Genomic DNA, 15,898 nt, shown 5'->3' with positions numbered 1-15,898 from the left:
GCGTGCCCCTTATTCCCACTCTTCAAAAAATTGGTTATTCAATTGATTCTGTAGTTGTTCGATTTCAGATTCTTCCAGGTTTTGATCACGGATTTCGAAAGATCCTTCTCCATGAGTTCCAGACAGCTGGAGATATGATGCCTTGTCTTCCTCGCGTGACCCTTCCAGTTTGAGTCGGCGTTTTTGGACGAGAAATAAGGCAAGCACGTAGAGAAACTTTTCCTGTACCTGACTGGGGGCTTCATACAATTGTTCAAAGTATTGCATAAGTGCATCTGGATCGATTTTTTTCGTGCCTTGGGTCGCTGGTTCTGGTACCTGGCATTTCCATTCGCCAACAAAGCTTTCTGGAGGCCCAGTCCAGCCATCCTGTGAAAAATCGAGACGAATCAGTTGGCCATTTTGTTCGATAATGACAGAGTGAACCGTCTCGCCTGGGATAAATTCTTTTCCAGTCGAAGAGCAGGATTTTCCCAATGGTTTTAAATGATAATCCATTTAAGAAACTCGAAATCGGAATTCGGACAGTTGTTTCAGGGTCATTGTTGAGGCTTGTTTGCTGATAGCGAGCGAATCCTAGACTATTACAGGATTTAGCTCAAGGTGTTTCTAACGGGATCACACCTTTTCTGGCGATCTAAATAAAATTTTTATTCAGATGTAAGATATTTGTAGACAGAGGGTTATGACCCAGAAAAGAATTTACTGGAAGAACCACCATTTTCGACAATTGGAATTTCAATGGGGCAGGCGCAACGAGGACAATGCCCGGTATAAGCGGTTGCGGCATGGTTGATATAGATTTTGGAATAGATGTTACAGCACTTGAAATGAACACCAACAGACGGACGCTGCGGACTCGGTGAGGCATCTTGATCAGCCATAAAGGACTCCATAGAAAAATACGCTGAAATGCACGGAGCGATTTCAGCGTATTTATGAAAATCGATGATTTAAATCAAGAGATTTTGAAGTCTGCGTTTAATCTGTTATTTTTGATGCGATAGCATCAGCATGGCACGTGCCCGGCTTTGATCACGCTCGCGGGCATTGCATTGTTCATCACCAACTGCTGGTCTTGCCAAGGCTTCTTCAAGCAATTTTTCCGCATCGGCAGCGTTTAATTCGCCGACAGGAATCGCTTGTTCTGTTAGGACTGAAATCACATTTCCCTGAACCTGAAGAAATCCACCATCAACAAAATAAGTGATTTCTGCGCCATCGGTAGAGTCGAAAGCTAGTTCACCATAACCCAGGCGGCCGACCATTGGCATGCGACCTGGAAGAATTCCAATTTGTCCGTCAAATAAAGTACAGCGCAGACTCTGGATCGATTGATCTAACAGGGTCGTTTCCGGAGTAACTAATAACAGGCGAAATTCTTGAGCCATTGGCGCTCTAACCACATTGAAAACAGGAATTCAAATTGAACTTGTGAACGGAGCAAAAGTTGTCAGTTCACAATTTTGTCGATACTCTTTTAACGCTTTACTCTTCAGCCATCCGCTTGGCTTGTTCTTCTGCTTCTTCGACAGAACCGACATACATGAATGCGGCTTCGGGAAGGTGGTCCCATTTGCCGGCACAGATCTCTTCGAAGCTGCGAATGGTGTCTTCCAGCGGAGTGATTTTACCCTCTTTACCGGTAAACACTTCAGCTACGAGGAATGGCTGTGACAAGAAGCGTTCAATCCGCCGTGCACGATGCACGATGAGCTTGTCTTCTTCGCTTAATTCATCAACACCCAAAATCGCGATAATATCCTGAAGCTCACGATAACGTTGTAGTGTTTGCTGCACTTCACGAGCCACTTTGTAATGACGCTCACCCACATATTGTGGATCCAGAATACGGCTGGAAGATGCCAGTGGATCGATGGCCGGATAAATCCCTTTTTCTGAAATCTTACGTTCCAGATAGATGAAGGCATCCAAGTGAGAGAATGCAGTCGCGGGAGCAGGGTCGGTTGGATCGTCTGCCGGCACATAAACTGCCTGCACACTGGTGATCGCCCCATTTTTCGTTGAAGTAATTCGTTCCTGCAATTCACCTAGCTCTGTTCCCAGGGTAGGCTGGTATCCCACGGCACTTGGCATACGTCCTAAAAGCGCGGAGACTTCACTTCCTGCCTGTGAGAAGCGGAAGATATTATCAACAAAGAGCAGGGTGTCTGTTCCTGTTGTGTCACGGAACCATTCCGCCATGGTTAAAGCGGACAGAGCGACTCGCAAACGAGCTCCTGGAGGTTCGTTCATCTGACCAAAGACCATACAGGTTTGCTCAATCACAGAACGATCTGTTTGACCAATTTTTGTTTCCTGCATTTCTAACCAGAGGTCGTTTCCTTCACGGGTTCGTTCACCCACTCCAGCAAATACAGAGTATCCACCGTGAGCACTGGCGATACGAGCGATGAGCTCGGTCAAAATCACAGTTTTACCAAGACCGGCTCCACCGAACAGCCCCGCTTTACCACCACGCACGAATGGGGTTAACAGGTCAACCACTTTGATACCGGTTTCGAACAACTCGGTCTTGGCACTCAGGTTTTCCAGCAAAGGTGGTTTGCGGTGAATCGGCCAGCGTTCGTCAGACTCGACTTCACCACGACCGTCTACCGGTTCACCCAGCAAATTGAAGACGCGTCCCAAAGTTCCTTTACCGACGGGAACGGAGACCGGTGCACCAGTGTCGGTGACGTTCATTCCTCGGATCATACCATCAGTAGACGCCAAGGCCACACAACGAACACGACCGCCACCCAGGTGCTGCTGGACTTCGCCGGTTACATTGATCTCTATGCCCTTAATTGTGTCTTTCACAACCAAGGCATTGTAGATCTCTGGCATCTGATTTTCTGGGAATTCAACATCAAATGTTGAGCCAATAATCTGTGTAATTTTACCAACCGCAGTCGTTGTACTGGCTTCCGATGTCGCCATTGATATGTCTCTACTTTCTGATATTTATCAATTTGTAAAAAACCATAAAGTGCCTACGCAAGGCACGCCGGAAATTACTCCAAGGCAGCTGCACCACCAATAATTTCGAGGATTTCCGAGGTGATTTGTGATTGTCGTGCACGGTTATATTGAGCAGATAGAGAGCCCACCATGTCATTGGCGTTTTCCGTGGCACCTTTCATGGCAACCATTCGAGCAATCTGTTCGCTCACTGCTGCGTCCAGGAAGCACTTGAATAAACGTGCTTTGAATGCTGTTGGAACGATTTCCTCCAGAATTTCCTGAGCAGAGGGAAGAAATTCATAATCATATTTTTGAGCTGTTTCGGATGTCTCTGCCGAAGATCCGAGAGCACCAATCGGAAGCAGGGACTGGACAACGGTCTGTTGTCTGGATGACGAAACAAATTCCGTATAAGCAACATCCAAGCGATCAATTTTGCCTTCAATATAGTCCGTAATAAAGCGGCTTGCCAGTTGATCAACTTCTTCAAATGTCGGACGATCTTCAAAGTGCGTATATGTCTCTGAAGCAGCGATGTTCTGAAACTTTAAAAAGCTGATCCCACGTTTACCGGAAACTTCCAGATGAACGTTTAATCCAGCTGCCTGTAAATCTTGGTAGCGTTTTAAAGAAGCCTTTAGTACGCCTGAGTTATAGCCGCCACAAAGACCCCGGTTTGAAGTCAGGATTAACAGGACCGCATTTTGTTCGGACTCATGTTTTTCCAGCAGCGGGTGATGAAACTCAAGATTTGCTTGAGATAGATCCGCAACCAATTCCGAAATCTTTTTAGTATAAGCGGCAGCTTCCGAGGCACGGTCCATGGCTTTCTTAAATCGCGCAGTGGCGATCAATTCCATGGTCCGTGTAATCTTACGGATGTTTTTTACCGCTTTTAATCGTTTTACGATGGCACGTGCTTTGGCCATTAGATCCTGAACCTGTTTTTGATTATCTATTCAAACAATAAATCAATTACGCATTTTTTCGCAGATACTGATCAACGAATGTTTTCAGAACAGACGTTAATTGTTCGATGGTATCGGCTTCCAGTTTACCGGTTTCTGTGATTTTGTCAGTGATTTCCGGATACTGATCGTGAATAAACTGCAACATTTCTGTTTCAGCCTGTTGAACCTGTGGAATCGGAACTGAGTCAAAGAAACCTTTGGTTCCGGCATACAGACTCACGACCTGATCTGCCATGGACATCGGATTGAACTGAGGTTGTTTCAGTAATTCAACCATTCGATATCCACGGTCAAGCTGGGCTTGAGTCGCTTTATCCAGTTCCGTACCCATTTGCGCGAACGCTTCCAGTTCACGAAAGGCAGCCAGGTCCAAACGCAAACTACCGGAGACACTCTTGGTGGCTTTGGTCTGAGCATTACCACCGACGCGTGAAACACTAATCCCCACGTTAATCGCAGGTCGAATACCGGCGAAGAACAAATCCGGTTCCAGATAAATCTGACCGTCCGTAATGGAAATCACATTCGTTGGAATATAAGCCGAGACTTCACCTTCCAGTGTTTCAATGATGGGGAGGGCTGTCATGGAACCGCCACCCAACTCATCACTCAAACGGGCAGAGCGTTCCAGCAGTCGACTGTGACAGTAGAATACGTCCCCAGGATAGGCTTCACGTCCTGGAGGGCGTCTCATCAATAGTGATAATTGACGATAAGCCTGTGCCTGCTTGGAAAGGTCATCGTAGACAACCAATGTATGTTTGCCCTGATACATATAGTGCTCTGCAATGGCAGCACCAGCATAAGGGGCAATGTATTGGAGTGGGGCAGGGTCACTGGCTGTGGCACTAACAACAACCGTATAATCCATTGCGCCGTGTTCTGTAAGCTGATTAACAACACCCGCGATAGTCGCGGCACGCTGACCACAGCCAACATAAACGCAGATGACGTCTTTGCCCTTCTGGTTTAGAATGGTATCAATGGCGATCGCGGTTTTACCCGTTTTACGGTCACCAATGATCAATTCACGTTGCCCTCGACCGACTGGCGTCATGGCGTCGATCGCCTTGATTCCGGTCGCCATAGGTTGAGTGACGGGTTGTCTAGCGGCAACACCGGGAGCAGCAACTTCCAGAGGTCTGGATTCCGTTGCTACAACAGGACCTTTACCATCCAGAGGAATTCCCAGAGGATCGACAACTCGTCCCAGCAATTCATCACCAACTGGTATTGAAAGCAGAGTACCCGTGCTACGAACCTCATCCCCTTCGGCGATTGCTAAGTAATCACCAAAGATAATGATACCTACAGAGTTCTCTTCCAGGTTGAATACCTGCCCGCGAACTCCATTGGAAAACTCGACCATTTCACCAGACATGGCAGAAGAGAGTCCGTAAACGCGTGCGATACCATCGCCGACTTCAAGGACTCGTCCTACTTCACTGGTTTCAATTTCGCCGCGAAAGTCTTCAATTTCCTGCTGGATGACTGAAGCGATCTCGTCCGCTTTGAATTTCATGAATGCTCCTATTGCTCAAACGCCCTCGTAATTGTTTCAAACGAGTCCGAAGAGAACCATCATATACTGTGTCATCAACTTGAATAACCAGACCACCTATAACAGACTGGTCTATCGATGTTTTTATTACTGGAGAAAAACCCAGTGTGTCACTCAAACGTTGTTTAATGCTTGTTAAAGTATCATCCGAAAGCTCAAAAGCTGAACGCACAACAACCGCTTTTTTACCGGTTTCTGAATCACGTTGTTTTGATATTTGTGAAAAGATCTGTTCCAGCAGGTCCAACCTTTCATGTCGAACCAGAACTCTTAAAAAATTAGTAAGAAGTTCAGAGGCATGGGGAGCTACTACACGATCAATCAGGCTTAATCGTTCATCTTTATTAAGCGATCTTGATTTGAGTATCTTCCCGAAGGCCGGATTATCCGTGATCGCCACATTCAGAAACTCGGTAAACTCTTTGATTGCAGAATCCCTATCGGATTCCTTAATCGAACCAAGAAACGCTTTGGCATAAACCTTGGCAATTGATGTTGCACCGGGGTCTTCCATTACGCTTGGGATATGAGTCTTTACTTGTTTCTGATCGTTCACGCGGATCACAACTCACAGCTAAAGGATAAATAATTCAAACTTGACAAATAACGTTTGAATAAATGCCGTATCTTTATTTAATTTGAACTACTGGAGATCTGAGACAGTGCCTCTTCAATCAGTCGTTCGCGGTCTGATTCATTCAGAGCACGTCCCAGGACATGCTCTGTTGCATCAACAACCCGCCCATTCATTTGATCAAACAGATCTTTCAATGCAAGCTCACGAGCCCGTTCAATTTCACCAATGGCATGAGTCTTGATGGACTCTGCTTCCTGACGAGCCTGTTCGAGAACATCCTGCTTGATCCGATCTGCATCAGAACGAGCTTCAACCATCATTGCCTGAATTTCATCCTGAGCTGACTCGATTTTACGAGTATGCTCTTTGACCAGATCTTCTGATTCTCTTTGTTTTGACTCTGCTTCATCAATTGCGGTAACCACTCTTAATTCTCGCTCATCGAGAGCTTGAATAAGGGGGCCCCAGGCAAATGACTTAAGGACAAAGATAAAGGCAACGAAGACAATAAATGACCAGAGTGCTAAGTCGGTTTTCCAGTCTAATGGCGCCCCTTGAGCGCCATCAGCTGCATACAAGGATGCCTCGGAACCGATCAGCCCACTGCCTAGCACCATAACACTGAAAACAATCAGGATAATGATGGATCGGCTTGTAAATAGACTTTTAAACATGATCAAATATTCTCACATCGTGAATCAGAATAAGTGGTATAAAATTCGTACTCATAGAATGAACATCGCTTCTTATGGAAGCGTATTCACACTATTTACCCAGGCAGATAATGAGTGCAAAGAATGTTGCACCTTCGATTAAAGCTGCTGCAATAATCATTGCTGTCTGAATTGCACCACCAGCTTCAGGTTGACGGGCAATCGCTTCTACTGCAGAAGCACCAATCTTACCAATACCGAAACCAGCACCGATAATTGCGATGCCTGCACCAATTGCTCCCAGTGGAAGCGCATTTGGAGCTTCTTGTACTGCGGCCCCAGCCGCAGGCGCATCCGCAGGTGCTTCTGCTGCCATTGCAGGAATCGCTGTGGCCAATACAACAACGCATGTCATGTAGATAATCCGTAAAGCATGGATCATTGTTATTATCCCCTGACCTTTCTGAACGAGGAACACTCAAACAAAATATACTAAGCAAGTCTGATAGGCTGCTGCCTGTTTCTCTAGTGAGGGTTTACAGCAGCACCAATAAACAGAGTCGCAAGAAACGCAAATACATATGCTTGCAGGAACGCAACAAAGAGTTCCAGTAAGCCAACTAAAATCTGGGCAATGATACTGGAAGGCATCACAATTGCCCACATTCCAGAGTCAGCAGTCATCGCAATGAATCCCAGAAAGACTGCGATCACGGTATGACCTGCCATAATATTGGCAAACAAACGAATTGCCAACACGGCATGTTTAATTAAAAATCCAGCCAGTTCTATGAGCCAAATCATAGGGACTAGAACCAGTTTCAGTGCCAGGGGTAACTCCATCGGAGGCGCAAGAGACAACCAGAACTGAATTGGCCCTTGCTCTTTTGACCCAAAATAAACGACTGCACAGAAAGTAGTAAACGCCAGTGCAATCGTCACATTCAATTCGCCAGTCGCAGACCCCATCCAAGGGAAAACCCCCAGTAAATTACAAATCAATACATAGAAGAAGCATGAGAGAACAAACGGTAAATACTTGTCAGCCGGATGTCCTACTTTTCGTTCTTGATGATTTGTGTGGCTATGATCATCATCATGATGGCCTTCGCCAATCGTAGGCCGAACGACTTGGTCTCGCATGTAAAGAACAATAGACTCCCAAAAGTTCCACCAGCGTCCCGTTACAACCTGTCCGCCAGCAGCCCTTTTAGCTAACCCGCGAAAGACGAGAAAGATAAAGATGACAGCCACTAACTGCAATAGCATGAACTTCGAAATTTGCAGACCGAAGATATCCGGCAAATGCAACTTCAATTGCCAAGGAAGTTCGAAATGCGGGAAATCGCGAACATGATGAAATTTATCAGCGTGACCAGCGGCCATTTTTTAAGCTCGATTCAAAATTGTTTCTGATCAATACATCGTTAAATACAAACAGCTTCGGCAGATTACCGAATGATCAACAAGGTTTCAACCAATAGAGAGGCAAAGTAGCAAATCAATAACCAAATCGAAAAATTAGCTAGCCCAAAGTCAGGACGAATGTTTAAAATGATTAATGCACCGATTCCCGCGATCAGGATTCTAGTCAGAGTCGAGACGGCCATAACTGATGCTGGAGGTGCTTCACGGAAGAAGTAGCCGGACATCAGGAGAATAATGAGCCCTGGCACTAAGCAGAGCAGACTCGAATAAGCAAGTCCTTCAACGGATGTCACTCCAGCTGTCAAATACGCAGGAACGCAGAGAACCAAAAATACCCCCAACAGTGCACTGATAAGAATGCCACATTGCTTGAGGGGGTGTCTGCTTTGTGAATGCGTTGAAGAAAGCATGGTGTCGAGAAGGTTTTTGTTAATTGAATATTGGTTAATCTAATACATTGAAGCAATTCAGCTTGAATTTCTATACATCAACTACTTACGGAAGGCCATCGTGATGCTTATCAGCATTTTGTGATGGTTGATCTTTTCTCTTTCGTTTCTTGAGCTCCGCTTCTTTAGCCATTCGTAGTAAATGTGTCATACCTAAAGCGAACCCGAGTAAAGCTCCTATTGCTGCGAGCCAGGGTGTGGTTCCCCACTTTTTATCGAGCCAGTTCCCTAAAAATGCTGGTAACGCCATTTCCAGACTGACTGTTGTCAAACGGCTTACCCAGCGATGGGCTTCGGCAAGCGATGAATGACTCTGCCGATCAGGTAGCGGCATGGTGAATGCTTTCAGGGAGTCAGCAACAACATAAAATCATGTCTGTAAAAATCTGCATGACTGCAATGCTGAGACAAAACTGCTAGAGACTGTAAAGACAACTTAATAAAGAGTCAAAGTATCTGCTGTTGGAATCAGGCGAATCCAATTATTCTCAAAAATGAAATTCGGTAGGTTCATGTCCTATTTGTGTTAAGAAACAAGTGTAACTATGGAAGGCTGAAATTACGAACCTGGTAATTTGGAGACTGAGAGAAAGAACGAGACTATAAAGAGCACGTTGCGAAATAAGGTTTAAAATAGACTTCCTGTCGCTTCACCTTCGATTTGCATCCCTTCTGGTGAGTTAGATGAAATTTTGATGAGACTAAAATTATAAACACCGATAGAATAAGGTGATGCGTCGACAGGGGGTTGGTTTATGGATAAATCAGAACGTCGCAATAGTTGATTTTTGTTTCATTCCATGGTAAAAGTGTTCTCACGTTTCAAAAATGATTCCTCTGTCAAAGACTTTGCTGGAGAGTATGAATCAGAGGTAAAAAGCGGATTACAGCACTCAAATTGTGATACTGAGTCAGCTTAAACCACCTGTTTGAACGTGCAGAAGTTATGCAGGAAACAACTACGACTGTTTTTTATAACCAGTTTAGGTTCCTGAATTTGAGAATGAATATTAGTGGCTTTCTGTTCTGGGGAGAGTAGCGTCCTGGTCGAAATCTTGATTTGACGTATACATATTGTTCACTGCATTAGGATCGTGTGAAATAAAGGAGTTCATTTTTCTGCGATCAGTCGAATGTATTGGAACGGGGCAGATGTGCTAAAACTTATCCTGAGTGTCATGGACGACTAAGGCTTATTGAGACACCGACCAGTGTCTTGATTGATATCTGGGAGTCATTCCTCATGTCCCCAACTGTACTGAAATCCCTCGAGAGTCAAACTCGTCGTGATCTAGCCGCTACGGCGAAGTCTCATGGAATTGCCGGTTGGCATGGTATGAGAAAGCAGGAGTTGGTTAAAGCCATTGCGAAAATCAAGATGGCGAAATCGAAGCCCAAACGCAAGGACACTTCGGTTACTAAAAAAATGCCTCAGCCTGCGATTCCGAATCCGGCTGCTGTCCCTGCCTTTCCTTCACAAACCTCATCTAACCAGATTCCTACCGAGCATCAGGCACGAATTCAGAAATTACTGAAATCAAACGGGCAGAGTTCTCATAGTGAAAAGCTGCATCCGACGACGGAATCAATTGAGACCAAGCTCAGCGCTCAGGTCAAAGATTCCCACTGGTTACAGGCGACCTGGTCGATTACACAGGGAAGTCTGGACCGTGCGAAAGCAGCATTAGGCGCCTATTGGTATCAGGCTGTTCCTGTAATTCGTATCTATGACATTACGACGAACGAAAACAGTCGAACCAGTAAAACATACGTCAAAGATGTCGAGGTCAAGATTGATTCCGGTATGTGGTACGTACAAATCGATCAGCCTGCCCGCTCTTATAAGCTGCAGCTTGGTTTTGTGACTCCACAGAATAAGTTCTTTGGACTGGTCTATTCCCATAAGCTCACCCCACCGATGCCGGATGTGTGTGAAAAAGGGGGGAAAACCAAGCGTACTCTCGACAGCAACTATTCGGCAACGCGTTCAAGACGCTATACATCTCGTTCTGAAAACGGTGGAACCCCCATTTCTCGTCTTGCACTTCCTCTGACGCTTGATGCGAATGGCGACTCAAACGGGTCTCAAAATAAGAAGACAAAACGAGAATTCCATGTGGAAACCGAATTGCTGATCCATGGTACTTCCGATCCACAATCTGAAGTGACAATACTGGGAGAAAAAATTCCCGTCAGTAAAGAAGGACGGTTTGCACTTCGCTTAAGCCTGCCTAATGGCAGACAAGTGATTCCCGCAGTAAATACATCGTCGAATAAACGACGTCAGCAGACGATTGTACTTGCGATTGAACGCAACACGAAAGATCTGGAACCAGTCCAACTCGATGAGTAAGGAAAATGCGCTCGCAACGCCAGATGACTGACAGAGTGCGCTTCTCTGTCAGTCGGCGTTTCCGTAATAAACTTCGGTCGCGAGATTCGTTTGTTCTTTTACCTTGCTGGCAATCTGATCGACTTGTGCTGAACTGAGAGATGCAACATAGTCCTCGGTGGTCCTGCGAGCGATTGTATAAACCTGAACCAGCTTGATTTCGCCGCCGGATTTGAGGACCTCGTTCAGTCTCGCGCAATAAGCGTCTATCTCTGCTGCAGAAGGTGGTTCCTGGTTAATTCGCATAAACAGGCTCTGGATGACAATTGGTCGCTGTTTGGCTGCAAACGCGATGTTTTCTAGAATCTGTGTAAAATGAATTTTGGTTCGATCAACGGTTTTAAAATAGCTTTCCGTTCCGGCATCCAGTTTTGCCCAGATCTCCCCTTGATGCTCATCAAATATTTTTAATGCAGCCTGAGTACTGGCTCGATGCAACATACTTGCATTGGTGATTAAGACCATTTTAACCTGGTCAGCCTGATGCTTCTGCTTTAAGTCTGCGACTTCTTTGACGATCTGGTCAAAATTGCGGTATGTTGTAGGTTCCCCGTCGCCAGAAAAGGCAATATCGTTTAATCGCCTGAGTTTCAGTGGTATCTCAGAAAACTTCGCATCTTGATAGATTTCACCGCTGAGTACAATTTTCAGCATATGATCAAGCTCATCAAGTAGCTGATCAAGGCCAACAAAACGGGTCTCTGATTCTTCCCTGCGATCGACCTGGCAATAAATACAGTCAAAATTGCAGATCTTGTCCGGGTTTAAATTGACGCCGATGGAAACTCCCTTGCTGCGTCGGGACAGCACCGGATAGACAAACTTATTCTCATGATAAGTTCGCTGGTGTTGTGAGTGCAGCGGGAGTGATGAGGATGGCATAGCTTAAATTCCAATAAAACGTAATTGTCTCTCTCTTTTTATATGACTGCTCTCTCTGAAAGACAAGGGGAGCTGAAATTGTAATCACTACAGAAAAAGAATCTTCGACTATCGTTGAATGCTACCCGTCAAGCAAAAAACGCGGCAAAAACTATGGTAAGTTTTTGCCGCGTTTGTGCTTATGCTCTCGGATGGCTGAATCGGACTACACTTCTTTCGAATCGATCCAGCTCATCATGCGTCGTAATTCTTTACCGACGGTTTCAATCGGATGCTGTCTGTTCAAGCGTCGAATTGCTTTGAATGAGGCCTGATTGGCTTTGTTTTCCAGTAACCAGTTTCTCGCAAACTCACCTGTTTGGATTTCGGTGAGGATCTTTTTCATTTCTTTACGAGTTTCATCAGTGATGATTCGGGGCCCGCTAGAATAATCGCCGTACTCAGCAGTGTTGGAAACACTGTAACGCATGTAGTTCAAACCGCCTTCGTAGAACAAGTCAACGATCAGTTTTAATTCATGCATACATTCGAAATAAGCCATTTCGGGCTGGTATCCGGCTTCAACCAGTGTGTCATAACCCGCTTTGACTAACTCACTGACTCCACCACAGAGTACAACCTGTTCGCCAAATAAGTCTGTTTCTGTTTCTTCGGCGAATGAGGTTTCAATGACGCCCCCACGGGTTCCGCCGATTCCTTTGGCATAAGCTAATGCCAGTTGACGAGTGCTATCTGCTGCTCCATCAACTAAAGCGATCAGGGAAGGAACACCTCCCCCTTTGACGTATTCGCTACGAACGAGGTGTCCGGGGCCTTTAGGAGCCACCAGAGCAGCATCGACACCAGTAGGCGGGACAACCTGGTTGAAGTGGATATTAAATCCATGCGAGCATAAGAGAAGATTTCCCTTGCTCAAATTAGGCAGGATATCGCTTTTGTAGAGATCTCCCTGGACCTCATCAGGAAGCAGAATGTTAATCAGATCGCCTTGTTTGGTCGCTTCGGCGATAGAGACAGGCTCAAATCCATGGCTGACAGCCAAGTCGTAATTTTCACTACCTTTGCGTTGTCCAATAATAACATTGCAGCCACTGTCGCGAAGGTTCTGAGCTTGCGCGTGTCCCTGACTACCGTAGCCAAGAATGGCAATGGTTTTGTCTTTCAACAAAGACAAATCTGCATCATCATCGTAATAAATTGTTACTGCCATAATCCTGATCTCTTGTTTTGATGTAAGGCTGAAAGAAGTAGAACCTGATCTGCTTCTATAAGAACTTTAGAATTTGAACAGTCATGCGTTGTCTCAAATTCAAATTAAGAAACAACTTCCTGCTCGGGGAGAACAAAACAGCCGTGATTCAGTTCTTTGCTGCTCGTTCTAGCGGAATTATTTAACAATTTCCACAGTCTCTGAATTCACGTCTGCTTTCATTGTTTCTGAACGTAATAGCGCGATCCTTCCTGTACGGACGATCTCCAGAATTCCAAATGGTCTCATTATGTCAATAAAGGAATTGATTTTGGATTCCTGACCGGAGATTTCGATCATCACGTTTTCAGAGCTCACGTCAACGATTTTCGCACGGAAAATTTCGACTAATTCACGAATTTCTGATCGCGTTTTTCCGAGAGTCGAAACTTTCATTAACATCAAGTCGCGTTCAACAAAGTCCTGGCCTGAAAAGTCGACGACTTTCACAACAGTCACCAGCTTTTCCAGTTGCTTTCTGACCTGATCCAGTTTGTTGTAATCCCCTACGACAAAGGTGATTCGGGAGAATTCTGGTTCTTCTGTTTCTCCGACGGCCAAGCTTTCAATATTGAAGGCGCGCGAAGCAAGCATACCCGAAATATGGGCCAATACACCCGGTTGATTCACTACCAGAGCAGAAAGAACGTGTTTCATCCCAAAACCTTAATTTGTAATTCAATCAGAAATCTAAGTACCATGTAAAGCGATAGAAGCATACAGTCTAGTCTTGAAGTGAAGCACAGACAAGTCCCGTTGCCGATATCTCTAGACGCTCAGCTTATGATCAGGTCGATTAGAGCGATTATACAACAAGCACACTGTTTGAGCTGACATTTCAAAGGGGGAACGGGTTCGTTTTTGCCTGAAATCCAGTTGAGTCTTTCATTTTGTACATTTAGGCAATACAGAAGTTTTGACAGTCAGGCTCAACTCTGTTTTAATAATTTAACACGATACTGCTGAATTCAAACCTTCTGAATCTGATCGAGAGCACGGATGACTCAAAACTGGCGATTTGCTCCCCACGATGAATCTCGGATACGCGGCCTCAGTTCTGAGATGCGGATCTCACCGCTTCTGGCACAAGTCTTAATTGCACGTGGGCTCAGGGACGCATCCTCTGCGCGGAGCTTTATTGATGCCCGGATGAGCGAACTGCTGGATCCCTGTTCCATGCCTGGCGTGAATGATGCTGCCGAGCGAGTCATTAGGGCACTCAATGCGAAGCGTCGCATTACCATCTATGGTGACTATGATGTGGACGGCATGACGGCCACCAGTATTTTACTGCAATGTATTACTTTGGCGAACGGACGCTGCGATTATTTCATCCCAAATCGTTTGGATGATGGTTATGGCTTAAATTGTGATGCAGTCCGAAACTTACATGAAGAAGACCCTGAGCGACTGCTGGTGACCGTGGATTGTGGAATTACCAGTGTTAAAGAAGCGGCTCTTGCTAAAGAAATCGGTTTGGAACTGATTATCACAGACCATCACCAGATGGGAGACGAACTCCCGGATGCGGATTGCCTGGTTCACCCGCGACTGCCAGACAGTGACTACGAATTTCCACATCTGTGTGGTGCAGGCGTTGCCTTGAAGCTGGCCTGGGCGGTTTGCCAAAAGCTGGGGGATGGACAGAAGGCATCTCCTCAAATGCGCGAGTATCTTAAAACTGCCGTTGGTCTGGCTGCGATAGGTACTATTGCGGATGTCGTTCCTTTACTGGGAGAAAACCGTATCCTGGTCCGATATGGATTAGGTGCACTGACTGAGCGTGCCCCCATGGGTTTGCTGGAATTGATGAAAGTCGCCGAGATTAAATCCGGACAAACGCTTGATACAGAAGATATTGGATTTGCACTTGCTCCCCGGTTGAATGCAGCCGGGCGACTCGGACAGGCAAGGCTGGCGGTAGAGCTATTAACAACAACGAACCTGGACCGTGCGACCCAACTGGCCGCTTATCTGGATGAATTAAATAAAAACCGCAGAACCGTCGAGCGTCGGATTATGAAGCAAGCTCGGGAGATGGTTGAAGAGCATGAAGAGTGGAATGACCATCATACGCTAGTTCTGGCACACCATGACTGGCATCCGGGGGTCATTGGAATCGTTGCCAACCGGGTAGCAGAACATTTCGAAAAGCCTACCGTTCTCATCGCTTTGGATGCCAGTTCTCGTACCGGGCAGGGGTCTGCAAGATCATTTGCCAGTTTCGATCTGCATGCCGGCTTCACATCCTGTGCCGAACATGTGATTCGCTATGGAGGTCACCAAGCTGCAGCCGGACTCAAAATCGATGAAGACAAAATTGAAGACTTTCGGCTGGCATTTGCTGAATATGCTGCGAGTGCGCCCCAACCCTCTGAGCATGACCTGCAAGTGCGAATTGACGCAGAGGTTTGCTTAAACGAAATCACAAAACGATCCGTGCGAGAATTGGATTGTCTCGGACCGTTTGGTCAAGAGAATCCTCGCCCTCAATTTGTAGCAACGCGAGTCGAACTGGCAGAGCCCCCACGTACGATGGGTGAAGGGGGGCGACATCTTTCGCTGGTCTTTCAACAGCATAATACAAAAATTCGTGCCATCGCATTTGGAAAAGGGGAGTGGGCGAGCCAGATGGAAGAGGATGGCGGGCCGTTTTCGATCAGTTTTGCACCGGGCATCAATCGCTTTCGCGGCTTTGAAAGTGTGCAACTGCAATTAAAAGACTGGGTATCCGAAAAATCTAAAAGGCCAGTTACATCCTGATCAGGG

General features: G+C 45.9%; 16 protein-coding genes. 2 read left to right on the top strand and 14 right to left on the bottom strand.

Going from position 1 to position 15,898, the window contains the following annotated elements; genetic code table 11:
* Positions 1-9: 9 nt before the first annotated feature.
* From AAC022_RS04000 to AAC022_RS03950, 11 genes are all read right to left on the bottom strand, one after another.
* Positions 10-498: a hypothetical protein gene (locus AAC022_RS04000; protein ID WP_339728218.1), complete on the bottom strand. Its 489-nt coding sequence runs from the start codon at positions 496-498 to the stop codon at positions 10-12.
* Between the two features lie 185 nt (positions 499-683).
* Positions 684-884: a hypothetical protein gene (locus tag AAC022_RS03995; protein ID WP_339728215.1), complete on the bottom strand. Its 201-nt coding sequence runs from the start codon at positions 882-884 to the stop codon at positions 684-686.
* A 105-nt stretch (positions 885-989) separates the two neighbouring features.
* The gene (locus tag AAC022_RS03990; RefSeq protein ID WP_339728213.1) at positions 990-1,391 is read right to left on the bottom strand and encodes a F0F1 ATP synthase subunit epsilon; all 402 of its coding nucleotides are present in this window, start codon (positions 1,389-1,391) and stop codon (positions 990-992) included.
* 97 nt (positions 1,392-1,488) lie between these two features.
* Positions 1,489-2,943 (bottom strand): F0F1 ATP synthase subunit beta, encoded by a 1,455-nt coding sequence (gene atpD, locus AAC022_RS03985; protein WP_339728211.1) that lies wholly within the window; start codon positions 2,941-2,943, stop codon positions 1,489-1,491.
* 74 nt (positions 2,944-3,017) lie between these two features.
* Positions 3,018-3,896 carry an ATP synthase F1 subunit gamma gene (gene atpG, locus AAC022_RS03980; RefSeq protein ID WP_339728209.1) on the bottom strand — a complete coding sequence of 293 codons (879 nt, stop codon included), beginning with the start codon at positions 3,894-3,896 and terminating at the stop codon, positions 3,018-3,020.
* 46 nt (positions 3,897-3,942) lie between these two features.
* Positions 3,943-5,460 (bottom strand): F0F1 ATP synthase subunit alpha, encoded by a 1,518-nt coding sequence (gene atpA / locus AAC022_RS03975; protein WP_339728207.1) that lies wholly within the window; start codon positions 5,458-5,460, stop codon positions 3,943-3,945.
* Positions 5,411-6,055: an ATP synthase F1 subunit delta gene (gene atpH / locus AAC022_RS03970; RefSeq protein ID WP_339728206.1), complete on the bottom strand. Its 645-nt coding sequence runs from the start codon at positions 6,053-6,055 to the stop codon at positions 5,411-5,413. Before atpH ends, atpA begins: the two co-directional genes overlap by 50 nt.
* Before the next feature lie 77 nt (positions 6,056-6,132).
* Positions 6,133-6,750, bottom strand: a complete 618-nt coding sequence (atpF, locus tag AAC022_RS03965; protein ID WP_339728205.1) for a F0F1 ATP synthase subunit B — start codon at positions 6,748-6,750, stop codon at positions 6,133-6,135.
* 91 nt (positions 6,751-6,841) lie between these two features.
* Positions 6,842-7,033 (bottom strand): ATP synthase F0 subunit C, encoded by a 192-nt coding sequence (locus tag AAC022_RS03960; protein ID WP_232101088.1) that lies wholly within the window; start codon positions 7,031-7,033, stop codon positions 6,842-6,844.
* A gap of 221 nt (positions 7,034-7,254) precedes the next feature.
* On the bottom strand, positions 7,255-8,115 hold the full coding sequence (atpB, locus tag AAC022_RS03955) for a F0F1 ATP synthase subunit A (RefSeq protein WP_339728204.1): 861 nt from the start codon (positions 8,113-8,115) through the stop codon (positions 7,255-7,257).
* A gap of 537 nt (positions 8,116-8,652) precedes the next feature.
* The gene (locus tag AAC022_RS03950) at positions 8,653-8,940 is read right to left on the bottom strand and encodes an AtpZ/AtpI family protein (protein WP_339728203.1); all 288 of its coding nucleotides are present in this window, start codon (positions 8,938-8,940) and stop codon (positions 8,653-8,655) included.
* Between the two features lie 909 nt (positions 8,941-9,849).
* Between AAC022_RS03950 and AAC022_RS03945 the strand changes: the two genes are divergently transcribed.
* Complete coding sequence (locus AAC022_RS03945; protein ID WP_339728200.1) at positions 9,850-10,959, top strand: DUF4912 domain-containing protein; 1,110 nt, start codon at positions 9,850-9,852, stop codon at positions 10,957-10,959.
* A 48-nt stretch (positions 10,960-11,007) separates the two neighbouring features.
* On the opposite strand, the gene AAC022_RS03940 is transcribed toward AAC022_RS03945, so the two are convergent.
* The 3 genes from AAC022_RS03940 to ilvN form a co-directional block, all read right to left on the bottom strand.
* Positions 11,008-11,880 carry a radical SAM protein gene (locus tag AAC022_RS03940; protein WP_339728199.1) on the bottom strand — a complete coding sequence of 291 codons (873 nt, stop codon included), beginning with the start codon at positions 11,878-11,880 and terminating at the stop codon, positions 11,008-11,010.
* 205 nt (positions 11,881-12,085) lie between these two features.
* Positions 12,086-13,090, bottom strand: coding sequence for a ketol-acid reductoisomerase (gene ilvC, locus AAC022_RS03935; RefSeq protein ID WP_339728198.1), 1,005 nt, complete (start codon positions 13,088-13,090; stop codon positions 12,086-12,088).
* Positions 13,091-13,267: 177 nt separating this feature from the next.
* Positions 13,268-13,786 (bottom strand): acetolactate synthase small subunit, encoded by a 519-nt coding sequence (ilvN, locus tag AAC022_RS03930; protein WP_339728196.1) that lies wholly within the window; start codon positions 13,784-13,786, stop codon positions 13,268-13,270.
* 342 nt (positions 13,787-14,128) lie between these two features.
* Between ilvN and recJ the strand changes: the two genes are divergently transcribed.
* Positions 14,129-15,892 (top strand): single-stranded-DNA-specific exonuclease RecJ, encoded by a 1,764-nt coding sequence (gene recJ / locus AAC022_RS03925; protein WP_339728195.1) that lies wholly within the window; start codon positions 14,129-14,131, stop codon positions 15,890-15,892.
* The last annotated feature ends 6 nt before the right edge of the window (positions 15,893-15,898 follow it).

Origin of the sequence: uncultured Gimesia sp. (assembly GCF_963976445.1) — a bacterium.
Taxonomy (GTDB): Bacteria; Planctomycetota; Planctomycetia; order Planctomycetales; family Planctomycetaceae; genus Gimesia.
Note: the sequence above shows the minus strand (reverse complement) of the source record. Positions and strands in the feature narration are given on the sequence as shown.